The following is a 26435-nucleotide window of genomic DNA, read 5'->3' as shown; positions in this document are numbered from 1 at the left end:
TCTATTACGTCGGAGAATACGTCCGAATCACACCAACTGACGATTGAGCACCCTGCCGCACTCAGTGGGTGATTCTTGTACCGTTTTACTTTCAGATGTTTTTGGGAATTTCTATGGGAGTGTGAATGTCATACAGGATTGGGGTCGGAATAGGTCCGGACCTCAAAAGAGTGTGTCACACGCTCTTTTCCCTTCGTGTCTTATACATGATAGCGCGTTACAGAAGCTGGTTTATGCTCTCAGATTCGATGTTTGCCAACGGTTCTTTAGACAGTGACGTTCTGAGTGGCATCTATGGCGATTCCGTTCGGTGCGACGTGGGGCACGCTGATCGAGCGGTGTGAGAACCTGCCCGATGAGGCGACGCTGATCACGCCGCTGGCGTCGAAGCGATTCCGGATCACCGACGTTCAAGACCAGCGAATCATCATCGAAGACGTCGATTCGGGTGACTCACAACCGTTGCAACGCGAGCAGTTCGCAGCGCTCGCCGAACACACACGCGAGGCGGTTGATGGCTACGAGCTCGAGCGCTTGCCGCCGAAAGCCGAACCATACGCGGCAGTGCTTGCACTCCATCCACGCTATGTCCTTGACGAGCGAGAGAACACGCTGATCGAACTCGACGAGGCCGACGAGAGCGCCGTACTGGATGAGACACCGCACTTGTCGATGACTGCGAGTGCCGGAGACGAGCAAGACAGCGAGCGCGAAGAGCCCGAGATAGACGTATATTCGGATATGCTATTGCTGATCGACGTGCTCGAACGCGAGGACATGAGCGCTCTCGAAAGCGTCGAGACGCCCGTACTGGTGAATCTCTACACCTTGCTGTCGGATGTTCAGCGCAACGCCAATGACCTGCGGCAGGACGTAACTGATGTGCTCTTAGAGCGCGTCGGACACGACCGGCCAGTGCATGGCCAGTACGGCTCGGTTCAGCGGACGACACGCCGAAACCGCTCGCTCAAAGATGATGAGAAAGTGCTTGATGCGTTCGCCGAAACTGGCATCGATCGCGACCAACTGCTCGGTGTCGACCGCTCGAACGTCGAGGAAGCATTGGATGTGGTCTCAGTACCCGAGTCGGCCGTCTACGATGTTTCTGAGAGCGAGTACGTGCGCAAGGCCGAGGTGGACGAAGAACGCAAAGAGACACGGTTGCAGGGGCTCAAAGACAGGCTGGCGGTGAGTGACGATCCCGAAGCGGATGTCCTCCGCCAGGAAGTCGAGCGGTTGGAGCAGGAGATCGAGGAACTGACCGAGTTCTCACCGGCGAGTTCGTTCGAGACGCAATCAGAAAGCGACTGAGATGCGAGTATGGGATTTCAGGCTCGGCAATGGGTAAGCCTCATGAGTACTGATTTTGTCGTAGCGAGTAATTTCTCGAAAACAGGCGCATGTGTGTTCCTGTCGCATTTATCCGCGCTGATTGTCATTAATATGACCCAGAAAATAGATAAGGCTTCAATAACTACCATTATTCTATGACAAGCACATCGGACCAGGTGGGACAATCGATCACTGAGAACTTACAGAAGATCTTGGCCGAAGCAGATGAGTCGGTGATCGCAGTGGGTTTGGATGAAAACTCGACTCGAGAGCTCATCAAGATAGTTGCTGAGAGTGAAGAGCCACCGAACGTGCGCTTGCTTGCTGAAGAGAGCGTGTTGAAATGGGTGAGAGATGATTTCATGCTGGCGAGTACAGCTGCGGAGTTACGTGAAGCGGATGTCCTGGAACTGCGAGCCACTGGTGAGCGTTTAGATGACACGCTGTTGGTGACCGAGGAGATGGTCGTCTCGCTGCTCACACCAAATAGCGAGCAGAGCGCTGCGCTGGCCACCGATGACGAGGAGTTCGCTGCGGCCGTGCGCGAGCGCTGGAATGATCTCTGGGAAGATAGCGAGGCGTTCGATCTGCGAACACCAGCATACTCACGCGTAACTGAAACGCTTTCCGAGGAGTTCGACTCGGCGATGGAATCGGACTTTGAAACAGTGCTGGAGGCGGTTGAGAATGTGGACGCCGCGGGAGAATTGGATGAGGTAGGAGTGAGTCTCCTCGTCGCGGCCAAATACGAGGAGTTGCTCTACGACATTTCCCACTGGGGTGAGACTATCGGTGTCGCAAGCAAGGCGACGTTCTCACGCAAGAAGACTCTGTTCGAAGAACAAGGCCTCTTAGAGACGGAGAAAGTGCCGATCGACGTGGGGCGGCCACGGTTGCGTCTGCTGCTGGCTGACGAGCGTCTCCGAGAAGCCGACACGGAAGAGTTGTCGAGTGTCGCCCACGAGATGCTCTCGGCGGCTCCAGCCTAATCGCCACCGAGTAGCTACTTTGATAGTCGCGAGCAGCGACCAAGCGTGTCGGCGTGACGCCGAGCAAAGTGGTGGCTGCTGGGGACACCTGACAACGAGTGAGTGATGGGATCGAACTGCTGTCGGCAACCTTCGTCGGTAGCACTCGGTGAGTTAATGGAATCTTCGACGAGAATCGGGTGACTGAGCAAAAGGATGGAACAGGGTTTTCGGGGTATACACGCTTACTCCACTAAGCACGAGTTCACCGCTTATCCTGCAGCCCCTCCGGACTCTACAGACCATTAAGATTCCTGTCCGATCCCCATTCGTGACATTACTATCCACACCCATCAATTTTTATGCATGCTTGCGAATGCTTGTGTATGGCGACGATAGCGGAGTTCACCATTCCTGCCGACGAGTTCGCGCTTGCGGAAACCCTCGAACGCCGCCCCGATCTCACCATCAATATCGACCGGGTCGTCGCTCACAACACCACTCAAGTAACGCCGTTCGTACGGGTGACACAAGGAGACGTCGACGGACTGACCGAGATTCTTGAGGACGATTCGAGCGTCGAAGAGGTCGAGCTGTTCGGCGAGACTGACGACGAACGCTTCTACCGACTGGTCTGGAACGAGACTGCCCTAGTCATCAGATACATGATCAACGAGCACGCTGCTACCGTCCAGGAGGCCACTGCCGCCAACGGTGAGTGGCAGCTCCGCGTGCTCTTCCCCGATCGGGATGCTCTCTCGGCGACCAACGAGTACGCCCGGGAGAACGATGTCGGGTTCACCCTGGAACGAATCTATGGACCTGAAAATTTCAAAACAGCACGTCACGATCTGACTGAGCCACAATACGAGACGCTTGTGTTAGCCGTCGAGAAAGGCTACTACGAGGTCCCACGCGACATCACTGCGAAGGGACTCTCCGATGAACTCGGCATCTCTCATCAGGCGCTCTCCGAGCGCCACCGGCGAGCAACCAAGAATCTCGTGGTGAGTGCACTCGCCACCGTCGACGAAGAGGACGATGAAACGCCGAAACCAGGATCACCACCTCGGCAGTCACCGTAGTTGCCTGTCAAGGATCGTCATCTGATCTGTCAACAGCCACATGACAACTGACAGACTGTCAGTAGCCCCACCTCATTCAATGCAAAATCCCCTTGTCAGCAAGAGCGGCCTATCGGGAGTAGCGTGCCGACCACTCCGGACAACCTCCTATCAGTGATAATCGTCTATTGGCAGGGGGCCACCGAAACCAATTTCCGCGTCATACGACAGTAAGACCCCATGCCATCCTATCCTGACCTGTCAGGTTATTACCGACCGTACCGTTTTGAGTATCCGATTCGGTGGCTGCAGGTCGGTGGTACTGTTCTGACTGTCCTCTCCCTCGGTGTGTTTCTCGGCCTCGCGGCGGTACTCCGTGGTGGCGAGGTCGCTATTGTGGTTGGCCCGTCTAGTGTCCTTGCGTTCGTGGTCGCCATTCCAGTAACGCTCGTGATTCATGAGACGATCCACGGAGCGCTCATGCGCCTACTTGACTATCGGGTTACGTTCGGCGTCGCCTGGTCAATGCCGGGGGTATACGCAGCTGCGTTCGGCCAGCCCATTACACGTCGAGACAATATACTCATCGCAGGTGCACCATTGATCGTTATTACTGCATTTGGGGTAGCAGTTCTCCCGGTCATGGGCGAGACATTGCTCGTAGCCGTCCTCGTTGCGCTCGTCACCAACGCGGCGGGCGCGGTCGGCGATATGTATGCACTCTATCGACTTGCTCGGATGCCTCGCGAGACGATGTTGTACGATGTGAGCATTGGAGAAATGTTGATCTACGAACCGTTAGCAGTCAGTGTATCCTCTCATACCGAATAGCTTCGAAGGACTGACTCTATGGGATCGATCTCAAGGATGGCAAGGATGGCAAGATAAGTGTGAATCAGCCCAGTCGAAAGGGAGGGGGTGGCTACTGATGGGCTGCCCAGAAAGGAGCGTTTCTCGGCCGCCTGCCGAAAAGGTCCCGTCTTTAAGTAGTTAGCACCCCTGCCAGAAAGTAGGCGAACCATGCCCGGAATCACTGCCCTCTACTGTCGTGTTTCGACCCCCGACCAGAACCTTGAGCGGCAATATCAGCAAACCAAAAAGTACGCGACCGACACTCTCGGCATCGAACCCTCCTCTATCGAGTTGTATTCCGACAAGCAGACCGGCACTGACACCGACCGCGACGGCTACCGTGATCTCATGGAGGCCGTCGAAGCCGGCGAGATCGAGCGCGTGATCGCCTCGGAAGTCTCGCGTATCTCACGGTCGGTACGGGATTTCGCCGCGACCGTCGAACGCGTCGTCGACGACAACGACGTAGGCCTGCACATCCTGGATATGGGGATCGACCTCGATCCCGACGAGCGTGATCCGTACACTCGCGCGTTCCTCACTGTCGCAGCGACGTTCGCCGAGCTAGAAGCCGAGATCAAACGCGACAACACCCGCGAAGGAATCGCCGCGAGCCGGTCACAGGGCAAGTGGCACGGTCGCCCGCCGTTCGGCTTTGATGTCGGCCCGGAGGGGTATCTGACGCCGAACGACGACTATGAAACTGCTGTCGTGATCCTCGATGAACTCGATAAAGGCGCGAGCAAGCGCGACCTCGCACGCCGAACTAGCGTTGCACGCTCGACGATACAGGAGCTTGCCAAGCATCGCGAGCGGTATGTCGGCGAACCGCTAAAATCGGCTGAATCTGTATAGCGAGATATGCTACACACGTTAGAAGCCGATTCTGCCTCGTAGAACGGCAGGTGTGGGATCGCTTAGGCGAGGACAGGCCGGTTATCCTCGTCGAGTTCGCCAGCCTCCTCTTTCTTGCCGATGAATTCGACGAGCGCCCAGTCGAACTCCGCGAGTTTCTGTGCGGCCTTGTTCTCGCGGTTGATCTCGTACATCGGACTGTTTCCGACCGTCCGGGTTTTCGTGACGAGTTCCCACCGCCGCAAGTCCTCGATGTGATTGTAGAAGCTACTCGTGCCAATGCCAGCCTGCTCGCAGATGGCTGCTGTGTTGAGGTCGCGATCGGCTTCGCTGATGAGCACTTCGAGGATGCGGACCTTGGTTTCGTCGCCGAGAACATCCACGAACATCGTCCCGTCGGCGAAGGCTTCGTTCGCTGTCTCGGTCTGGCTCATGCATGCACGTATACAATTGAGTGGCTTATTACTTTCGCACTTTCGTACTCCACCGTACAAATATTTGGAAAGATATATGCGGGTGTGAGGAGTGAGCAGAAACGGGGACAAGATGGCGACCGACGAAGACATCAAGTTGAAAATTGTCACGAAGATGGTTCGCGAACCCATCACTGGCAGCAACAAAGTGACGGTTGATACCGCGAAGGGCTGGGTTGCCACGCACGATCGCGGACGGGCCGAAGAACTCATCCGCGAGATGATCCGCGACCCAGAGTCCCCGATTGAACCCTACGGCGGGAGTCGAGACAATATCCGCCTGACGAGTGTGGCGGATGCAGTAGACTTCATCGAAGCGCACGACGGTGACGTGCCCTTCGGTGTCGGATAGTCCACCTCTCCCGTAGTAGTTCCGTGTAGAAATCGTGTTCTGAATAGATGTTGGTTGGGTACGTGCCAATAAACCGCCACATTCGAAGTTGCAGGGCGTTGGAATTGTGTCTAGCAAAGTCAACACCCTACAAAACGTAGCTTCTTTTTGTCAAATTTCAATCGGTTTCATCGGGAGTGTGTTGTGCACGAAGTCGAAGACGCCCAGCAAACGAAAGTCCGACATGCTTTGTTTTCCCTTTCTGCCATGTCTCAACAACACCACTCTCATCAAGCTGATTGACATGACGAGTGATCGTACTCTTAGCATGCTGTGTCTGTTTAGTGATTTCTGGGATAGAAATACTGTTGTCGACGTTTGCGATGAGTACGAGTGTATCCCATGTGCTGTTGGGTATATCGGCTGTGAGAACGGGTAGCTCCCGTTCTCGGACCTTACCATCAATGTCGCTGAACGCGAGTGCCGTATCGATCGACGATGCATGAGTTAAGACCGCAACGGTAAATGGGAGGAAAATATCGCGAGCTCCGCCACTCAGGTTAGCAATGACTGTTCCGTTCGCAGCACGAATGATATCGCTACAAGCGAGGACGGCTGCCGGGAAATCATCGTGAGGTATACGCTCGATAGCCGTCGAAACTTCCGGCTGAATCTCATTCAACATGCGCTCGACGTCCGTAATCGCCTCCTGCGCACGATCGTCATTGGTGTCTGTCTTGGGTCTGAGAAGTACAGCGATATCGTCTGTCTCAAGCCCTCGACTAAGAAGTACTCTCGTGACGCTTGTCGGATTATAGCCGATGGGAGAGATGTACGTACGCATGGTTTTGAGAACGAGTTGGTTACTCAAGGCAGTACCGTTCTATTCTGGCGCAACCAAAACCTTCAGTTGCAATTATTTTGTTTCGGTAGTTTAATGTGAGAGGCGAAGCATCATTCCCTATCGATCACATGGAACAGCACGCTCAAACGTCATCCCGGGTACGCCGAATCAAACTCACGGTCCGGCCGGAAGAGCGGTTTCCTGTCCCGCAATCGGACGGGTACCCAGTCTACGGATCCCTGTTGGGCGTGCTTGACAACGTTGATGAGCAAGTGAGCGCACAGGTCCACGACTCGCCACTAGGGAGCCTCCATTCGAGCGGTCTGCAAGGAGTATTCAGCAGTAGTGATCGTGCCCACCACAAGACAATACGCCCCGATAAGGAGTATACGCTGACGCTCGGGATCGTTGACCCCGACGATGAAGCGATCTTCGAGGCGCTCGTGAATGCACTCGTACTGGAAGGCGACTCACTTAGACTGACCGATGGTGTTCTTCGGATCGAGTCCTTCGAGAGCGAGAACGCAACCCACGAGATGCTTTTGGAGCGGGCAGCTGCCATGGACGACCCGACACTCGATATCGAGTTCGTCACGGCGACGTGTATCGAGGAGGCGGGTGACGTAACAACCATGTTTCCTCACCGGGTGCCGGTATTCAAGTCGTTACTAGGAAAGTGGAACAAGACTGCACCCGATGAGTTGGAACTCGACCTCTCGCGCGAGACTATTGCAGCGAGTGTGATCGAGAAGCCCGACGCGCGCGCCTACGACACACACTCGGTACTGGTGAACCGGGTGGAGAACGAAAACGGCCAAAATCGTAACCTCTTCCGGCAGGGGTTCACCGGCCGGGTAGCATACGCGTTTAAAGACGCGAGCGAGAGCATGCGCAATGCGCTAGCGACGCTCGCTCTATTCGGGGAATTTTCGGGTGTGGGGAGTGCTGTTGCGAGAGGATGCGGTGCAATGGAGGTTGAACTCGAATGAGTCAAGCCAAGCAATCGGCGAAAGCAGCGAAAACGGCGCATGATTGGTTGGTGGGATCCGGTCTTTACAGGAACGTAATCGATAGCGCGGGAGAGTATGATTCGAAAATAGAAACGGAAGAGAACGCTTCTCTCGCGGCCCACATTTTGAACGCCGTCACGGTCGCAGTGAACAGTTTCGTCTATGAGGCGTTCTCGTCCGGAGACGACATAGAGAGCTATGAGGAGGAGATCAAGGTCTTGGCGGCCGCGACGGCGCTCCATGACACGAACAAGTATATTCGAGAGGCACACGGATTCGATGCGGACGGGAACACCGAGACCGCGTTCGCCGTCTATTTCGGCGAGCACGAGGATGTGGACAACGAGGGAGACGATTTCGGCATCGAGGACGACTTTCTCGGACCGGGCTACCGCGACGACATCCTCTATCTGGTGCAGCGATGCGAAATCGGTGAGGACAGCACCGAAAGCCGCCGGAGTTCGACTGCGTTCCGGGGATTGGAGCGATACTGTCGGATCGGGGACCAAGTCGCATCTATCGCACAGCGTGAGGGCGTCCGTGATGTAGCTGGAAAACTTGTCGAGAAATTCGGTCAGGACGAGACCCACATCAAAACATTCTGCGCGCTGGAACAGCCCGTCCTGAGCGATCTACTCGTTGGATCAACCAAGCAGGTAATCGCGGGTGAAGACGGTGGCGACGTGTACGGCGTCGTGATCGGTAGCACCACCGATACTGTCGTCTATCTCGGAGAGGACATCGACAGAGACGATCTCGAATCACGCGTCGCTGATCTCGTTCCCGAAAGGGTCTCCGAATTCGGGTTCTCGTGCAAACTCAACTGGAATTCTTTCGACTACGATATTCTCGCAGAAGTTGCTATTCCGCTCGAGGATAAGGAGAAAATCATTGCCGATGCGTTCCGAGACCTGCTCCACGATGGGACAGCCGGTGTCGAAGGATTCGAGCACATCCCTGAAGAGTTCGACCAGTATTTCCCAGTGCTAGCAAAGACGATTTACCTTGATGGCCGAGACGAGTTTGACGATCCCGAAATCCAAGACGCGTACGAGCAGATTTACGACGAACAGGGCGGTCAGAAGGCAAAAATACACTTCATCGCACATCTGATTAGAAACTACAAACAGCATAGCGACTTCCTCAGTGATCTATCCAAGGAAGTTCGTCCTGGTCTGCACGACGATCTCGAACCACAAAGCGACGCCATCAGTACCGCAGTAGATCGGTTCTTCGGTGGCGATGACGTGCGTCCGCTCAGCTCAAAAAGCGAGATGTGCTTTCTGTGTGGGAGGGAAACCGATGTCAAATATCAGAAGGGGCTGAGCGCCATCTACCGGACACAGGAATACTCGCGACGTGTCCCGCCACACGCCAAGTACAAATCGATCTGTGAGGTCTGTAACCTCGAATACGCGCTGTTCAGCGACATCTGCGATCAGAGTGGCGTGAGCACGAACAACGCCGTCGAAGTCGCGTACTTTTACTTCGACGAATTCTTGGGCGACGTTCGGGTTCGCGGTCGTCGGTCGGGGAGTGTCATTCAAGACGAAACGATCGACATCGACGATCCAGAAGTCACGAGCAGTCTCGTTGGCCCGCAGTACTTCCTCCAGCCGTTCTACGTACTGGGGGAGAATCATCGAATGGCGGTCATCCGCCAAATCATGCAAGCGGCCCAGCAATCCGGGATGAAGGTGGTGACCGGACGACCGTTTACGCGCTTCGACGGCGCGGATACGGTCTTCGCTGATGAGGAAGCCACCCGACCACAAGAACTACTAGGACTTGATGAAGTGGAACGGTTCGGTCCGCTTCCCGACTTCGTTGGCGAGGAGGATCGAACGGACTCGCATCTCAGGCGTGCGCTTGCCCTGTTCAAGATCATGAGCATGGTCGGGCAGGACGCCAATATGCGGAATCCCTACCTCCAGCTCGACCGTGACACGTTCCACGACATTGCCAACTTCGCCGTCGTCAATCACGACAATGCGACCAACCTCTCGGACCTCCGGGAGTACTTCCGCACGTACCACACGGACGAACTCATGCAAATGAACACCATCGCCGAACGGGGTGTTGACCTCTTCGGCAAACAGTACAACAGCAAGTACAAGAAGACGAAAGTGTTCCGGGAGGCGATCGACGCCTTCCTCAGCGGCAAGAACCAGAACATGCCCGACGATCAGCTTGTCGAGTATGTCGAGAGTCAGGTGTACGTCGCTGCCGACCGCGAAGACTATGCCGGCCACGTCACCACGGAGCAGGCAGAGGCTTTCGTCGAAGCGATCCGGTCGTATCTAGTCGAGAACGACCTATACGACCTGAAGAAACTCTCCGATTGGGAAGACGCGTTAGTCAACTCGTACTACTACGCGTACGACCAGCTGCTATACAATAACTAATGACACTCGAAACCCCCGAAACTGGTCTCGTGGAATCGTTCGACATCTACCGCAAGCGCAAACCCTCGGTGACGCTCATAGTCCACCGGGAGATCGTCGAACCGACGCTGTTCCGCAACTCCAATCACGACCGGGCGGAGACGCAGGAGTTCGGCGACAAGCTCCACGCACAGGTGAACGGCGAGAAGTTCACCAGTAAGGAACGCCTTACCGGACTTGATCTGCTCCGGCGGCTGGACGATGATCTCGAGAACGACCTCGTCCACGAGGAGTATGCGTACAACGAACCGACCGACCTCGACGAATCGTTGAATGTCGGAACACTCACATACGGGCTCGCCGGAACAGGCGAGCAGGACTTCGCCATCAAGTCACGGGTCGTTGAGGGCTATACCTACACGACTGAGGAGTACGACCTGATGAACAAGGAGACGCGGAACGCTGTCTACGAATCTGGGACGATGCGGACCGACGAGAACGAACAGTCGGAAGCACTGTTTGATTTCGTGAAGGTTCAGCCTGGCAACAGCCTCGTTCACTTCATTACGCTCGAAGCCGCGACACCCGAGATGTTGCTGTACGTTCTCCACAACGTCCTCAATACGGGCAAGTACGGTGCCCGCGAGACGCGAACTGGCCGAAACGTCCGGAACAACGTCATCGGTCTCGTGCTCGGCGACCACGACACGTCGCTATCGACCGGCGAACTCCTCATGGAGTATCACGATTCCGACGCCGACCTCAACGAGAGTATCGGTGCTTACGTGGACGACGTACGCCGCTCGGATTGGGAGGTCTACGGCGAGATCGACGGTGGAGAATCGTTCCCCTCGTGGTTCGGTCGACTCCACTCGGTCGCGGCCCGGGAAGCAGAGGACGCTGACGAGGTGTTGCGAGACGAGTTCCGGTCGCTGACGGAGTCCGCCCAAGCAGTCTTCGACGAGGGATGATTGAGCGCACGTACGAGGCACGGCTGTACGCACCGCTCTTCTACTCCAGTTCGGAGGGGCGGTCGATCCGCACCCAGCCGACGCTCTCGGCGACGGCGCTCATGCACGCTCTCGGTTATCGTTACTTCGGGCTGGAGAAGCGATACGCGGAATTCGGCGACAACGCCACGTCGGCCGACTACTCGCATCTGACCGATCTCCCGTTCTTCGTCACCGATATGCGTCCGATCGCTGTCGAGACGGACGAACGAACGTTCCGGAGCACGGACTACCGATCGGAACGACACTTCACGACGAACGATCCGGACCTCGCGGCCCGTGTCAATGGTAAAAAAGCTGTCCCGAACGTGCTGGAAACATCCGGCGCAGCGTGGCAGACGATCCGGAACTACCTTGGTATCGCCCCCGGATCGACGTTCGAGTTCACGATCTGGAGCGACGACCCCCTTCCCGCCCGCCCGTTCTTCCGCATGGGGATCAAGCAGACCGGCGAATTTCGGGCAAGCCAACGGTCACTCGGCACCGTCGTTCTCAACAAATTTCTCCTCTCAGAAGTCTACAACTTGCCTAAGAAGATGTTGACTGAACTGATGGAGCAAAGCACGTCGTTCCGGCGCGGTAACGATCCGCGGCTCCAGCACTTCGTCGGTGTCGATCCGGAGTTTGTTCGAGACCGCGTTGTCCCGGAGGTAGTCTGATGCTCATCGAGGGAGCGAGTCTGGCGACGGAGAACCCGAGGTACGGGTTCGCGGATCGTGGGTTCGACCATGCTCGCGCGTTCCAGAACCGCGTCGCCGAGTGGGTTCACGAGGATGACGAACCCGTGGCCGTACTCCGTGCCCCCACTGGAGCGGGCAAGACAGCGACGTTCCACGAACTCATCGACGCGAATGACTTGACGCTCCTCGTCTATCCGACAAATGCGCTTCTCAAGCAGCAACAGCGCCGTTTCGAAGAGGAAGGCGTCAGCGCAACGGCTCTTTCTGGCGACACATTGGAGGGGCACGGACGCCAGCGGACTGAGAACCTCCTTCGCTTCGTGAACAAGTACGCAGCGGATCACGAAGTCGTGGTGACAAACCCAGACATCCTCCAAGCCGTCGTTCAGGACCTCTACCAGGGCAGGCAGGCGATGGAATTCTTCGACAGATTTGATGCTATCGTTTATGATGAGTTTCACTTCTACGGCGATCTCGCCGCGAGTGGGCTTTTACTTCAGACGCGGATTATCGCTGATCGGAACCCAACCGCGCAGATCCTACTCGCCTCGGCGACACCAAACGAGGCGTTTGTGGACTTTATCCAGTCAAATTTCGGCCTCCCAGTTCGTGGCATCTCGGCCGAATACGATGTCGATGAGGATCAATTCCGTCATGACGTCATGCTCCACCGCCACAAGGAGGACCGGATTCTTGACTCACGCGAGGAGGTGGTCGAACGGCTTCGCAACGCGATTGACGGCGTAGAACCGGACGAGACGCGGGCAGTCGTCATGTTCAACGGCGTGAAAGACAGCAACGACTTTCACAAATACCTCGAATCCGAGCACCCGGACTTGTTTGACCGGACCGAGAAGGACAATGGATTCGACACGAATGACCCGGAAGCCGACCTTGATGAGGCGGAATTTTCGATCCTGAACACCACGAGCAAGGGCGAGGTGGGATTAGACTACGACATCCGGACGCTGATCATGGAAATGCCTCATGGACCGACACAGGCGAGCGATTTCCTCCAACGATTCGGACGGGCAGGACGTCAGGCCGAGGCTACTGTCCACGTCTACGGGCTCGGACAAGTCCCGTCGTGGCATGATGAAATGCCCTTCGACAGTTTCGTTCGGACCGTCCACGACACGCTTCGCAACACACAGATGGATATCGACGCTCTAGTCGATCTCGTGGGGCTTCGGGCCGCGTACGCCCTCCACGAGCGCGGGGGATATTTCAACCAGGAACTACGGGAAGACTTTGCCACGGTTGACCGATACGACCGATGGCGTGGGTTCATCGAAGCCATTACCGACGCTCTGGGGTCAATCGGCGGACTCGGTGCTGACCTCCAAGAAAACGACCAGGAATCGAAGCTACTCCGATTCACCGAACATTGTTTTGGTGCGTTCGGCGGCCTCCGAGGGCGGTCACTGTCCGGGGATATCAGATATCCGCGCGGTGACCGGATGGCACTCACGAACTATGATCTACTGAGAACGCTTCGTTACTACGACATCAGTAGGATTGAGGGTGATGATGTAATCGTCCTCCAGCAGGTTCGTGATGGATTTCCGATGCGCGTGACCGCCCGTCTCGTCGGCTACAATAAGCGCCCGCGGAACTTCAGCAGCTCTACGCAAGACATTGAACAGGAACTTCAGCGATGGATCCACGATGAGATTGAACGAGCGGATATTGGCGAAATCGTGAGTTCTGAACTGCTCCATCTATTCTTCCGGAGGATCCAGATCACGAGCGCCGTCGTTCCCGACATGGTCCGGTGTGGGGAGTATCAGATTGAAGTCGAGACTGACGGCATCCCCTCGATTTCCGCCAAGCACCGAGACATATGACTGACGAACTCGTCAACGTCTCCGACCTAAACCAGTACCAGTACTGCCCGCGCCGGTACTGGTATCTCCACTTCTTCGACACACAGGGCCGGAACTACCAGCGAGTCGAGGGAAAGACGAGACACGAGAACAAGTCAACACGGGGCGACTGGCTAAACGAACTCTACCTCGAATCCGAGTCGATCGGCCTGAAAGGCAAAATCGACGTGCTCGACCTCGAAGACGGTCGTACCGTTCCCGTTGAGCGGAAGCGCGCCAGCAGCGGCGACTACTACTGGAACGACGAGGTCCAGATCGCCGGCTACTGTATGCTTTTGGAGACCAACGTAGACGGATCGGTTCACGAGGGAGCGCTCTACCTCTATGAGACAGATCAGCGGATGCACATCCCGATCACGGATAACCACCGTGAGGCCGTCCGTGAGACAGTCGACGCGATGCGAGCGATGACGCCCGCCGACGTGCCACCGCTCACGGATAACCCAAACAAGTGCGAAAAGTGCTCGACGCGACAGTACTGCATGCCGAAAGAAACAGCATTACTTGAGCCCGAGAAAGCCGAAGGAACCGGCTGGGAGGACCACGTATGAAGTCGGTAGAGGGGATGTTCGAAGCGGGTGTTGTCTACATCACCACACAGGGTGCACAGGTCCGCGTCAGCGAGGGTCGAATCGTTGTCTGGGATGTGGAAGGTGACGACGGCGAGATTGGCACGTTCCCCATCGAACAGGTGACGACGGTCAACGTCTTCGGCGGCATCAACTTCTCGACACCATTCATCCGTGCCGCCAACGAACGCGGGATTACGCTCAACTACTTCAGTCAGAATGGCAAGTATCGCGGAAGTTACGTTCCTGAGCGCAACACAATCGCGGAAATCCGTCGCGAACAGTACGCACTCAATGCCGAAACCGAACTCGCCATTGCCCGAGCGATGATCGCTGCGAAGATTCGCAATGCCCGAACGCTGCTCGGCCGGAAGGGCATCCGAGGGACGGACGTGCTAAAGGATCTTGGCGTTCAGGCCGAGCGCGCCGAGCGGAAAGACGAGCTACGGGGTGCGGAGGGCGAAGCCGCTGAGCGGTACTTTGCCCGGCTTGACGAGACGCTCGCCGACGGCTGGACATTCGAAAAGCGGACGACGCGCCCGCCCGAAGATCATATCAATTCGCTGCTATCGCTAACGTACACGTTTGTTAAGAACGAGGTGATGGGCGCACTCCGGGAATACAACCTCGATCCGTTTTTAGGGGTGATGCACGTTGACCGGCACGGTCGGCCAGCCCTCGCGCTTGACCTACTGGAGGAGTTCCGCCCGAGTTTCTGTGATGCGTTCGTCACCCGGCTCATCAATCGCGGAACGATAACGCACAACGACTTCAATCGAGATAATCATCTCGCGGACGATGTATTCGGACGGTACTGCGAGAAATACGACGATTACATGGAAGAGGAGTTTACCCATCCGTACTTCGAATATCGAGTAACGCGCCGGAAGGCGGTACGTCAGCAGGTCATCCTGCTCCGGAAAGCGATTACCGGCGAATTGGATGACTACCACGCCCTGGAGTTCGAGCGCTGATGCGTCTCGCTATTGCCTACGATGTCAGCGAGGATAGAAACCGACGACAGGTGTACCGAACCCTCCAGAGTTACGGTGCATGGAAGCAATACAGCGTGTTCGAACTGGAAGTCACCAAGACTCAGCGCGTTGAACTGGAGGACGCGCTTGAAGCGGCAATCGAGCCAGCAGATGGTGACCGCATCCGTATTTACCGACTGTGTGAGTCGTGTATCGACGACACCACGGACTTGGGTGCGCAGTCACCTGACGAACAATCGAACGTAATTTGACTACGATAACTGCGATCTTCATCGACCGTTATTAAAACGGTGTACAGCTCCCATCGACGAAACCAATCCTGATTTTGCGGCACGGAGAAATGCTTATGGGCCCTACGGCCGCATCTCGACCCCCTGTCGGAGGACGCTGAAACCCAGCACGGGATTGAAACCGCAAGTCGCGTCGGTGTCCGGCACCATCAACAATGTCGGAGGACGCTGAAAACCCAGCACGGGATTGAAACGCCGCGACTATCAGGGCAACATCGTCATCGCAGGTCGGAGGACGCTGAAAACCCAGCACGGGATTGAAACATTCGTCCCCGAGGCGAGCACGTCGCCCTCGTGGAGTCGGAGGACGCTGAAAACCCAGCACGGGATTGAAACAGTGGTTCGGGCTCTCAAACCGTCACTTCTGTTGGTGTCGGAGGACGCTGAAAACCCAGCACGGGATTGAAACAAGGGTGCCGTTGAGGGGGCCGTTCAGGACGTCCGCGACGTCGGAGGACGCTGAAAACCCAGCACGGGATTGAAACAAAATCAAGACCGAGTGGTGAAAATCGAAGACTTTGGCGTCGGAGGACGCTGAAAACCCAGCACGGGATTGAAACCTCTCGGAGGATGGCTAGGGAAGGGCGCGCAGTGGAGTCGGAGGACGCTGAAAACCCAGCACGGGATTGAAACATCTTCTCTGTCTTGTGCTCGGTCAGGATCTCGCCGGTCGGAGGACGCTGAAAACCCAGCACGGGATTGAAACTTGGCGGACGTTGAACTCGTCGCCGCACTGTTCACAAGTCGGAGGACGCTGAAAACCCAGCACGGGATTGAAACACGGATGGGCCACGTCGAGTGCTCATCTCCCATCACTGTCGGAGGACGCTGAAAACCCAGCACGGGATTGAAACTGGCGACAAGAGACGGATTTCTCGGCGGCGGTGATTGTCGGAGGACGCTGAAAACCCAGCACGGGATTGAAACACGGTGAACGCTCGGGATATGTCCTCGGGTTACTGGAAGTCGGAGGACGCTGAAAACCCAGCACGGGATTGAAACTCGGTTGGTGGGGGGACGGTCCCCGGCACCGACAGAAGTCGGAGGACGCTGAAAACCCAGCACGGGATTGAAACATTCGGCGTCGCTGCGCTCGCAACTCAATGCCGCTCGTCGGAGGACGCTGAAAACCCAGCACGGGATTGAAACCGTAGAGTATCTCGCCGTCCATCTGTCCGCCGTGGGTCGGAGGACGCTGAAAACCCAGCACGGGATTGAAACGCCACCGAGGCCGATCACCATGTCGTCGCCGGCACGGGTCGGAGGACGCTGAAAACCCAGCACGGGATTGAAACAGCCGGCCGCGGCGGTCGGTCGTTGCGGTCTCGATGTGGTCGGAGGACGCTGAAAACCCAGCACGGGATTGAAACTCCGTCTCCTCGGGGTCGAGCGTCCCATCGCGGAGTGTCGGAGGACGCTGAAAACCCAGCACGGGATTGAAACCCCATCAACGAGGCGGCGATGCCGTCGACTGTCCAGTCGGAGGACGCTGAAAACCCAGCACGGGATTGAAACAACCCGTCGTAATCGGTAAAGATGGCGGTAAGAGTCTTCGAGTCGGAGGACGCTGAAAACCCAGCACGGGATTGAAACACGAAGGCGAGCGCAAGCGCAGCAACGTACCGGATCGGTCGGAGGACGCTGAAAACCCAGCACGGGATTGAAACATTGCTGATTTCGTATCGGCCGGATTCGACGTATTGTCGGAGGACGCTGAAAACCCAGCACGGGATTGAAACGCTGACCGCCTCCAGCTCGCCGCCGACGGCAGCGAGTCGGAGGACGCTGAAAACCCAGCACGGGATTGAAACCATTCCTCACCCACTTCATAGCCGTTTTCCCGAAGCGTCGGAGGACGCTGAAAACCCAGCACGGGATTGAAACTATTGACTCGCGTGCTCGATATACCCCGAAGCGTCGGAGGACGCTGAAAACCCAGCACGGGATTGAAACGTCATGTGTTCTACTACTCGGTCGCTCGCCTTAATTGTCGGAGGACGCTGAAAACCCAGCACGGGATTGAAACATAGTTGCCACAGTGCGGGCAGTTCTCCATCTGTTTGTCGGAGGACGCTGAAAACCCAGCACGGGATTGAAACTTGGGGGTGGTGGCTCATTTCCACTCCATCGAAGAGTCGGAGGACGCTGAAAACCCAGCACGGGATTGAAACGGGTTGCCGTTGAGCGCGAGCATCGCCGAGAACTGCTGTCGGAGGACGCTGAAAACCCAGCACGGGATTGAAACTCGATCGTGGGCTACCCGCTCGGCTCGCGGATGGTCGTCGGAGGACGCTGAAAACCCAGCACGGGATTGAAACCGGCGAGAGGGCCCGTACTTGACGATCGAGACGCAGTCGGAGGACGCTGAAAACCCAGCACGGGATTGAAACACGAACTCGCTAGTCCGGGGGGCGCAAGTGGCGCAAGTCGGAGGACGCTGAAAACCCAGCACGGGATTGAAACTCCCGTCCGGTCCAACACTATCTTCCAGTATTGGCGGTCGGAGGACGCTGAAAACCCAGCACGGGATTGAAACAGGAAGATCCCACCACGGTCCTACCCGTTTGATCCGAGTCGGAGGACGCAGAAAACCCAGCACGGGATTGAAACAGTACGATGTCATCACCGAGTCGGATGTCGACGGCGTCGGAGGACGCTGAAAACCCAGCACGGGATTGAAACTCCACGTCCGGCGGGTCGTCGATGTGCTCACGATAGGGTCGGAGGACGCTGAAAACCCAGCACGGGATTGAAACATGTTCGTCATCACTGATGGCCGGGCGACGATGGGCGTCGGAGGACGCTGAAAACCCAGCACGGGATTGAAACCGGTTCTACGACGCCGCTGCGAAGATGGTCGATCCTGGTCGGAGGACGCTGAAAACCCAGCACGGGATTGAAACAGTTCAACGCCCGAGATGTCGAACTCCGAATCAGGTTGTCGGAGGACGCTGAAAACCCAGCACGGGATTGAAACGAAAATCTTGGTTCTTCGATCAACGAGCTATCTAAGTCGGAGGACGCTGAAAACCCAGCATGGGATTGAAACAACTCCGTACCAGCACAGATCTGATCGAAGATAGGGTTGGAGGACGCTGAAAACCCAGCACGGGATTGAAACAACTCCGTACCAGCACAGATCTGATCGAAGATAGGGTTGGAGGACGCTGAAAACCCAGCACGGGATTAAAACTCGATCGACTTTCCGTTCTGCCCCGCGCCGACGAGCGTGTTGGAATACTCTTTGTTGGAGCAGACGATGATTTCGACAATTTCCTTATCGATGTCGATCTATCCCAATTTTGGATCGATCCAGCGTAAATGGAATCTTCACACCGAGCAGTTGAGGAGATGTCCAATGATCGAAAACATATCTATTCACAACAGTCAGAGGCTGAATACCGTGACTGCGCGCCCGGCCAATTCTGTACGCTTCGAATACGTTGCCCCGCTCAGTGACTGAATGATGACAGAATCCTCCCGAAAGTGTCACGGAGAGTTAGATCCATCTTTCGTCCAGCGTGCGCTCTCGCCCTGGACGCCCGATGATTCCTCTCGGCTTGTCCACTGCACGGTCATGGCGTCAGTAGAAATCTGCTCCGGGGCGGTCCACACGGCGTACCACGAGTATGTCCTTCCCGAATTCGGGTCGTACACGCCGCCGTATGGAGTTCCTTCGACGGGTGAGGTCAATGGATTCGTCAGTCCATCTTCTTGCGAGAACGTCCGTCCGTTCGCTTTCAGTGCGAACTCGCCCGAGCGCGGCGTACCTTCCGATTCACCGACGGCGACTGCCTGCACTTTCGCTAGGACGAAGCGCTCGCCGGACGGAGGCGTGCGTCGAGAATCCTTGCCCGAGATTTGCACCGATTGTGCTGTCTGAAGGTTGCTCACCGTGACTCTGACGTTTTCTGTCGTTGTGTACGAGCGTCCGAGTGCGAACGTCGGTGGGACGTATTCGACAGTTTTCGTCTGATTGAACGGCGCGAGTCGATACGATACCGAACCATCCGCAGAACTGTTGACGGAAACGTTCTGCTGGATGCTTTGGCCGGGCCTCACCCGCGAAGTGATCGGCGCGACCCCACCCCAGTTACCGTTATCCCCGACACGTGACTCGATCAGCCCTCGGAACGTCCGCGTCGAATTGCCCTTGTTCGCGATCGTCACGTTCGCCGTGGCGTTCTCGCCTTCCGTCACTTCATTCGGTAGTTGGAAGCTCTCGATAGCGAATTGTGGAAGGTCGCGAGTGCTCTGCTGTGGCGTGTTGGTCCATTTGAGTTCCGGCGAAGTCCCGGTACTATCGCGCTGGTAGATGATCGAGACCGCTTTGCGGGCCTTCGAGCGCGGTATCTCCCCGAGCAACCAGCCCGAGCGCTGTTGGCCTGCCTCTGGCAGTGGACCTTCGAAGAGTTCATCGATATGGTGACCCGGGCAGCATGGACGGCCCTCGCGGTACGTCGGGCCGTCCCTGCGAACAGGCCACCAGACGACCGCTTTGAGCGGTAATCAGCGATCGGGAACGTCCTCACGGTGAGCGGCAACGCTGTCGCGTCAGCGGCGTTTCGCCGCCGACTGCGACGAGATGTTCAACCTCACCCTCGCTAATCAAAGGTTCTGGGACGATTCCTTTGCTAAGATCGGCCCATCCGCCGCTAATCAAGACAACCTTGTATNCACCCTCGCTAATCAAAGGTTCTGGGACGATTCCTTTGCTAAGATCGGCCCATCCGCCGCTAATCAAGACAACCTTGTATCCAGCTCAGGCAGAAGCGCTGCGCTTTGCGAGGTACTGATACTTCATTCGACTGCTCAGTCCAGGCCGGGAAAGAGAAGTCCGGTACCTGAAGCTGTCCACCAGCAGCTCTCTACCGAAAGTTCGTGGTACTCCATGAGTGTCTTCGGTCTGCTCACTCTTAACTAGACAGCGCCCTGTCTCTGAGTATATCATGGGCCTGGTGAGTAAGATGCGTCAAGCGCAGCCCGGTCCAGATCTTGATTCACCTCGTCAATCGATAATCCAAAATCGATGTCGTGATCGATGTATCTAAGTAGAATTTTGGCAAAAACTACTCGAGCTTCTTCAGCAAGATCTGCGGCGCTATAATTGTCGAGTTCATTGTTATTGACCTCGTCAATCGCATCTGCCAGTGATCTATCTTGATGTACGATCTCTCCACGAACAGCATAGAGGCCCGAGAGGAAATCCTGAATTTTCTCACGGTTCCATGGTAGCCGATCCGACCCGTCAAGTAGGAAACTTCCCCGTAGCCCGATCCGGAATGTGTAAGACGACCCTCGTGTACCTCTCAGAAGCGTACCTTCCAATGCGATTAAACAATCAAGGATTGCATCCTCGTCTCTCCGCTTATGAAACATCTCTTCAAATCTCACGAGTGGTTTGTCGTAATGGGAGTCTTGATTAGTGAAATAAGACGCATATCTGTCCCAAAATGCACTGAAACTATCTTGACCATCCCCAAGTGCAATTTCTCCGTGCCCAGCCTCACGCTCAACATACAATACATCAACGATATCCTCAGCAATCCCCCGGTATGTCATCCAGCTCGGAGCCAAGATATACCCAGTTCCAAATCCGGGATCGCATCGTGGCTTGTAATAATGAAGGGATCTTTCAACCGTATTCACAAATTCTCTCACAAGATTGTCATGAATTGTGTAGGAGAGAAGGTCTGCCGTTAGGACAGAGACGGATTCAGCAGCAAGTTCATTGGGATCTTTACCTTGAGTGTTTAGAATATACTCTCGGATATTCTGTCGTCTCCTTTCAATTGTCACTCGCAACACCTTTGAGAAGGAATAGTCTTGGGTGGATTTTGGAATTTGGGTGGTGTTTGGTGCATTGTATGGTGCGTCAAAGGTCGCTACTCCGTTCCACTCACGATCAGAGACGTCAGTCATTTCTATATCAGAAATATGATATGGGCCATCAAATTGGCTATCGAATTGAAAATTTGTCCCAAGATTTATATCTGATTCTAATTGAACACCATCTACCGGGATAATTATCTCATACTCTTGCCGATCTGCATAATCTGGTTCAAACTGATTATCGTAAGCAGCCTCAAAGGCTTCCTCATCGAAGTCAAAGCTGCCAGTATAATCCAGGACGAGCCCTGCAAAGTCGATTAGACTATCCTCTATTTTCCCAGACAGCTCATCGTTGACGACATGAGCATTCCCCTCCCCATCAATATCGACTTCGGGAACCATTTCAAACGACAGTTCATCAGCTATACATTCAGAAATTGACTCAAATTCGGAAGAATAATGTTCTCCCGGGTTTATTCTTAGTGCGAATGAAGGTCGTTTTACTTCTTCAGGTTTTCTATATCTAACCACATCTCCTGTCAGTTGGTATACCGTATCGGTAGGTATCTCATCCTCCCCTTGCTTTATCGAGGATATGTAGCTTCTACAAGCTGATTTGACATCGTCGTGCACATCGGACTTGAGAGTCATGTTACGTGATGAACAATCGACGATACTTATTTGACATGGTCCTATCATGCTAAATCGGGACTTCATAGGTGTTCAAAAGTACGTCGGAGCGTGATGGGTTAGTATCTGTTTAGCGGAACAGCTAAGACGAAATCGTAGCTCTCAGGGAAGAGCAGGACGAACAGCCGCTAATCGTGCTTTCCGGGCCTGACGGATCGCCGGGTCGTTCGACCTCGGCGATCCGTTCTGTGGGTCGGACGATCCTTCCTCAACGAGATCTCGCTCTTCTCGCTGAGAACGCGTTTCTTCGTCAGCAAAACGCTGCCCAGAACGAGCGAATCGAAGAGCTCGAAAAACGTCTCAAGAAGTACGAAAACGCCCACACACCGTCCAGCAAGCAGGGCGGTGCTGGACAACAGCCACAGAATGAGGAGTCGGAACAAGCCGAGGAAAACGATGANGAAAACGCCCACACACCGTCCAGCAAGCAGGGCGGTGCTGGACAACAGCCACAGAATGAGGAGTCGGAACAAGCCGAGGAAAACGATGAAGCTGGCGGCAACGCAGACGCCGCCAGCGACTCTTCGTCCGGACCCGGACGCAATCCCGGCCACGAGGGAACGACCCGACCACCACCCGACCCGGACAGGACCGTCCGGGTCGGGGAGGCGTATTGCCCCGATTGCGACCGTGTTCTCACCGATCCTGATGAGTACATCTCCCGCACCATCATCGATATTCCGCTCCCCATCCCAACCGANTATTGCCCCGATTGCGACCGTGTTCTCACCGATCCTGATGAGTACATCTCCCGCACCATCATCGATATTCCGCTCCCCATCCCAACCGAGGTCACGGAATACGAGCTCGGAAAGCAGGAGTGTTCCTGTGGCAACGAAGTCGTCGCTGAACACCCTGATTGTCCGAAAGCCGGGCGGTTTGGGCCACGCTTGCTGGCCCAAACCGCTCTCCTCCGCTATCACGGCCGGCTTCCACACCGGAAACAGGCTGAACTGTTCGACTGGCAGCTCGATCATCCGGTCTCACCAGGGACGATCTACAACATGACCGAGCGGGTCGCAGACCGGCTGCGACCCGCGTACGANACGGCGATCAGCACTGGGTCTGGACGTTCGTGACCGACGAGGACGTCTTCTACACGATCGACGAAAGTCGCGGGAGTCAGGTACTGGAGGACGTCCTCGGCGACGAACTCGCCGAGGACGCCACCCTGAGTTGTGACGGCTGGTCGGCGTACCCGAGCTATCACAGCAAACTCCAGCGGTGCTGGGCGCACCTTCTACGAGAGGCGAAGTACGTAGCTGAACGGCACGAGGAGGCTGAGCCGATCTCGGAGNACAGCAAACTCCAGCGGTGCTGGGCGCACCTTCTACGAGAGGCGAAGTACGTAGCTGAACGGCACGAGGAGGCTGAGCCGATCTCGGAGGTACTGCACGACCTCCACGAGGATTTGACCGCATTCGACGAAGAGGACCCGCCCGCCTCCGCCCGCGAGTGGAGGCGGGCGCAGGCTTCGCTGTGTCTGGAGGAGTTGATCAGAGCGGACTACGAGATCGAGGAAGTGACGCAGTTAGCCGAGAAGATCAGGAACGGGTTGGGAAGTTGGTTGACGTTCGTCACGGAGCCGGACGTTGATTCGACGAATAATCGCGCAGAGCGCGCTCTGCGCGAGCAGGTAGTGATGCGGAAGATGTTTGGCGGACTCCGGTCGGAAACCGGAGTCCGTATCCACGAGACACTCTCGACGATGGTAGCAACTTGGGAACGTCAGGGACTCGACCCACCCGATCAGCTAACGTCAGTGTTGGGAGGAGAACGGCCAGATTCGCGGGTAGAGGCATCTATGCCGGAACTTCGCTAAACAGGTACNGGGACTCGACCCACCCGATCAGCTAACGTCAGTGTTGGGAGGAGAACGGCCAGATTCGCGGGTAGAGGCATCTATGCCGGAACTTCGCTAAACAGGTACATGGGTTAGATCGGGCGGTACTGTCGACGATGGGAATGGAGGACCGGTTGGGTGAATTGAAAGAGAGCGCACTGAGGCATTGGTGAATTTACGTCGATCCGGTGCCAGTGAAGAGACTGAGGTACTTGTGAATCGGACTCAGGACAAGGAAGTTATTGATCTAAAGGGTGTTACTGAGGCGCGTGAAGGCACACGGATAACGGAATGCTGACGGTGAAAGAAGGCTTTCGGGAAAGTCTACTCGGGGTTAGAGAGCTAAGCACGAGTAACGAGCGAGATCGAAGTAGACGGCGAGAAGGAGTGGCCCTCAACTAGATACTTCCAATCATCGGTTTGCATATATCCACTGTTATTCCTCATATTGATATAGTATATTATTTTAGCTATTCCATGGTTTTTGTGAGAGTGAAAACCAATAATGCAATTAGAAGTGCTCCTGTAAAGCCTTCAACCGCTGCGAGAATACGAACTATAGGAGATTGGAGTTGATTTCCGTCACCAAAAAATAGTGTAGTGAATGATTGAATACTTGTGGCTACACTAAATTCTACTTTTGCCCCCAAACCATCGACTCCATCTGAAAATAATACATACACAGGGCAAAAAGCAGCAATTGTACCGATTGATATAATTACTGGTCTAATCGGATCTTCTCCATATCCGGTGATTTTGTCTAAAATCCAATTCTCAGCGGCCTTAATATTCATTTCCAACTTTTCAAAGCCCGTTTTGGTCGCTGCCATTGCTTTCAAGCGCTCACGCCGGTAACGCTTTTCTGCCTTGTAAAGACGTTCTCGAAAATCCACAGCGTTGACTTGTTTAGCCCCTATTCTAGTTTGTCTGTATGTGATTTCCAACTCGTTAATGCGTACTACTGATCTCCAGCGCCCAATTGATAGTGTATGATGAAGATTGTTTATATTGGACAAGCTATCAGAATATTGTTTGAAATCAAAATTGTCGAATTGAGTTCTTCGGAGACCTATGTAATAAAATGGATTGGGCCACGCCTGACTTATTCTGATATCACCTACTGTTCCCTTGCTAATATCATAAAGGACATGACCGATTTCTGGCTGAGTCAGATGGCCACTTTGAATTGTTGTTCCTGACAGATCAAAATAAGACCGGTGGCCAAAAGCAGGTGTGTCTGGAGAGATTGACATCTGAGAGAAGAATAGCTTGCCAAATTCGCAACTTCTCGCCTCAAATTTTTTAAATTCAACTTCTAGAAATCCAGCAGTTTCAATATTTGACTGAAAAAATGTCATCTTTTCTATGTTTGCTTTGGAACACTGAAATTCGTTCACGATAGCACTATGAGCCTGTATTTTATTAGTGTCTGAAAAATACAAACTGAACTCGTCGATCTCACTATTCCGTATATCAATCCAATAAGGGTTTGCTTCACTGACTTGCAGTTTATTAGACACAGACATGCTTCTGAAATTTGCTCTGCCATTTATAGTCGATTTCAATATGTTCAAACTTCCGTTAATAGATGTGCCACTCCAATCGACCCCTTCGTTGAAAATGCTCTCCCCAGCATATACGGTGCCATCGCACGAAACATCATTAAAAATCGCCTTTTCTTCAAATTCTGCTTTTTGAATCCCTAATTCCCCTTCAAATACTGCATTTCCAAAGTCTACTGGTCTAGTGTAACTGCTACCACTAAAGTATGCATCGCGAGAAAATGTCGCTCCATTAAATTCAGTGCTTCCGAAAAAATTAGCGTCCCGAAAATTGGCCACATTTTCAAAAATGCAGTCGTTAAATTCAGTGCCAGACAAGAAATTAGCGCCTTCAAACCGACACCCGCCTATTTTAGCATGATTAAAGGATGCACCATCAATATCTGCCCCAGAAAAAATGAGTTTGCTAGATTCTGCTTCTCTTAGTTGAAGGTTGGAGAGTGATGAATTAGTAGCGAGTATAAAATCGATATCGCTTGAAAAAAGGTTTATTCTATTTCTGACAACGGTGTTCTGCAGCCCTAATATTGGAATTCTTGCGAATTCCGCGTATATATCGTTGAGTATGCTTGCATGCAATAACAGAGGATTCTGTAGACGGGAATGGTTGAGTCTAAGTTCATCAGTTATAGTTGTTCCCAGAAGGTCGATTGGTTCGGTGTCACTTTCTGGTGAGGCAAAGTACTCCAAATCAAGCTTCTCAAAAGCTGCACCGTAAATCTGGTTTTTTCTTTCCGAGAGCAACAATTCTCGGATACCTTCCCGAACATCATCCGTTGTTATCCCCAATTTCTGACGGTTTGTTGGGGTGATGTGGAAAATACAGTAATCACGGGTTTCGTGTCGTGGATGGGGACACTTCCAATCCACATCCTTTGGGATTTTCTTCTGATGTCTACGATTCCATTCGGAGGAAAGAAATCTGAAATTGCAACTGGACGTGTTCATGCTCAAGAACAATCTCT

General features: G+C 54.6%; 19 protein-coding genes, 2 pseudogenes and 1 CRISPR repeat array. Of the genes and pseudogenes, 16 read left to right on the top strand and 5 right to left on the bottom strand.

From position 1 onward, the window contains the following. Positions 1-294 precede the first annotated feature (294 nt). From C451_RS01760 to C451_RS01740, 5 genes are all read left to right on the top strand, one after another. Positions 295-1311: a hypothetical protein gene (locus C451_RS01760; RefSeq protein ID WP_007736997.1), complete on the top strand. Its 1017-nt coding sequence runs from the start codon at positions 295-297 to the stop codon at positions 1309-1311. Between the two features lie 176 nt (positions 1312-1487). Then, positions 1488-2321, top strand: coding sequence for a transcriptional regulator TbsP (tbsP, locus tag C451_RS01755; protein ID WP_007736996.1), 834 nt, complete (start codon positions 1488-1490; stop codon positions 2319-2321). 365 nt (positions 2322-2686) lie between these two features. Beyond that, entirely contained in the window at positions 2687-3385 is a 699-nt protein-coding gene (locus C451_RS01750; protein ID WP_007736995.1) for a helix-turn-helix domain-containing protein, read from the top strand. A 219-nt stretch (positions 3386-3604) separates the two neighbouring features. Beyond that, complete coding sequence (locus C451_RS01745; RefSeq protein ID WP_007736994.1) at positions 3605-4195, top strand: DUF3267 domain-containing protein; 591 nt, start codon at positions 3605-3607, stop codon at positions 4193-4195. A gap of 189 nt (positions 4196-4384) precedes the next feature. Beyond that, positions 4385-5071, top strand: coding sequence for a recombinase family protein (locus C451_RS01740; protein ID WP_007736993.1), 687 nt, complete (start codon positions 4385-4387; stop codon positions 5069-5071). A 62-nt stretch (positions 5072-5133) separates the two neighbouring features. Here the strand turns inward: C451_RS01740 and C451_RS01735 are convergent, their stop codons facing one another. Next, positions 5134-5505, bottom strand: a complete 372-nt coding sequence (locus C451_RS01735) for a winged helix-turn-helix domain-containing protein (protein WP_007736991.1) — start codon at positions 5503-5505, stop codon at positions 5134-5136. Between the two features lie 112 nt (positions 5506-5617). On the opposite strand from C451_RS01735, the gene C451_RS01730 reads away from it, so the two are divergent. After that, positions 5618-5896 (top strand): hypothetical protein, encoded by a 279-nt coding sequence (locus tag C451_RS01730; RefSeq protein ID WP_007736990.1) that lies wholly within the window; start codon positions 5618-5620, stop codon positions 5894-5896. A gap of 157 nt (positions 5897-6053) precedes the next feature. On the opposite strand, the gene csa3 is transcribed toward C451_RS01730, so the two are convergent. Next, positions 6054-6746, bottom strand: coding sequence for a CRISPR-associated CARF protein Csa3 (gene csa3 / locus C451_RS01725; RefSeq protein WP_206536659.1), 693 nt, complete (start codon positions 6744-6746; stop codon positions 6054-6056). 221 nt (positions 6747-6967) lie between these two features. Here csa3 and cas6 point away from each other — a divergent pair, with 221 nt between their 5' ends. The 8 genes from cas6 to cas2 all read left to right on the top strand — a co-directional run bounded on the left by cas6 (position 6968) and on the right by cas2 (position 15504). Further along, positions 6968-7708, top strand: coding sequence for a CRISPR system precrRNA processing endoribonuclease RAMP protein Cas6 (cas6, locus tag C451_RS01720; RefSeq protein ID WP_241431144.1), 741 nt, complete (start codon positions 6968-6970; stop codon positions 7706-7708). A 146-nt stretch (positions 7709-7854) separates the two neighbouring features. Then, positions 7855-10134, top strand: coding sequence for a hypothetical protein (locus C451_RS01715; protein ID WP_007736986.1), 2280 nt, complete (start codon positions 7855-7857; stop codon positions 10132-10134). Continuing rightward, positions 10134-11084, top strand: coding sequence for a type I-D CRISPR-associated protein Cas7/Csc2 (gene cas7d / locus C451_RS01710; protein WP_007736985.1), 951 nt, complete (start codon positions 10134-10136; stop codon positions 11082-11084). The genes C451_RS01715 and cas7d overlap by 1 nt, the downstream gene beginning before the upstream one ends. Further along, positions 11081-11782 carry a hypothetical protein gene (locus C451_RS01705; protein ID WP_007736984.1) on the top strand — a complete coding sequence of 234 codons (702 nt, stop codon included), beginning with the start codon at positions 11081-11083 and terminating at the stop codon, positions 11780-11782. Before cas7d ends, C451_RS01705 begins: the two co-directional genes overlap by 4 nt. Further along, positions 11782-13650 carry a type I-D CRISPR-associated helicase Cas3' gene (cas3, locus tag C451_RS01700; protein WP_007736983.1) on the top strand — a complete coding sequence of 623 codons (1869 nt, stop codon included), beginning with the start codon at positions 11782-11784 and terminating at the stop codon, positions 13648-13650. Before C451_RS01705 ends, cas3 begins: the two co-directional genes overlap by 1 nt. Beyond that, the gene (gene cas4 / locus C451_RS01695) at positions 13647-14240 is read left to right on the top strand and encodes a CRISPR-associated protein Cas4 (protein ID WP_007736982.1); all 594 of its coding nucleotides are present in this window, start codon (positions 13647-13649) and stop codon (positions 14238-14240) included. The genes cas3 and cas4 overlap by 4 nt, the downstream gene beginning before the upstream one ends. Next, on the top strand, positions 14237-15232 hold the full coding sequence (cas1, locus tag C451_RS01690) for a CRISPR-associated endonuclease Cas1 (protein ID WP_049912676.1): 996 nt from the start codon (positions 14237-14239) through the stop codon (positions 15230-15232). The genes cas4 and cas1 overlap by 4 nt, the downstream gene beginning before the upstream one ends. Continuing rightward, positions 15232-15504, top strand: a complete 273-nt coding sequence (gene cas2, locus C451_RS01685) for a CRISPR-associated endonuclease Cas2 (RefSeq protein WP_007736979.1) — start codon at positions 15232-15234, stop codon at positions 15502-15504. The genes cas1 and cas2 overlap by 1 nt, the downstream gene beginning before the upstream one ends. Before the next feature lie 196 nt (positions 15505-15700). After that, positions 15701-18736: direct repeats of the CRISPR family, unit length 37 nt; unit sequence GTCGGAGGACGCTGAAAACCCAGCACGGGATTGAAAC. Positions 18737-19032: 296 nt separating this feature from the next. On the opposite strand, the gene C451_RS01680 is transcribed toward cas2, so the two are convergent. Further along, positions 19033-19743, bottom strand: a complete 711-nt coding sequence (locus tag C451_RS01680; RefSeq protein WP_080503427.1) for a hypothetical protein — start codon at positions 19741-19743, stop codon at positions 19033-19035. 189 nt (positions 19744-19932) lie between these two features. Between C451_RS01680 and C451_RS21535 the strand changes: the two are divergent. Beyond that, a pseudogene (locus C451_RS21535) lies at positions 19933-20052 on the top strand (ISH3 family transposase); the annotation flags it as partial. Between the two features lie 438 nt (positions 20053-20490). Here C451_RS21535 and C451_RS01675 read toward each other — a convergent pair. Next, positions 20491-22008 (bottom strand): hypothetical protein, encoded by a 1518-nt coding sequence (locus C451_RS01675; protein WP_241431143.1) that lies wholly within the window; start codon positions 22006-22008, stop codon positions 20491-20493. Between the two features lie 245 nt (positions 22009-22253). Between C451_RS01675 and C451_RS20455 the strand changes: the two are divergent. After that, positions 22254-23887: pseudogene (locus C451_RS20455) on the top strand (IS66 family transposase). Positions 23888-24378: 491 nt separating this feature from the next. On the opposite strand, the gene C451_RS20450 reads toward C451_RS20455, so the two are convergent. Continuing rightward, on the bottom strand, positions 24379-26418 hold the full coding sequence (locus tag C451_RS20450; protein ID WP_080503425.1) for a pentapeptide repeat-containing protein: 2040 nt from the start codon (positions 26416-26418) through the stop codon (positions 24379-24381). Between the last annotated feature and the right edge of the window lie 17 nt (positions 26419-26435).

It is taken from the genome of Halococcus thailandensis JCM 13552 (genome assembly GCF_000336715.1).
GTDB lineage: Archaea > Halobacteriota > Halobacteria > Halobacteriales > Halococcaceae > Halococcus > Halococcus thailandensis.
This window is presented reverse-complemented; position numbering and strand designations above follow the sequence as displayed.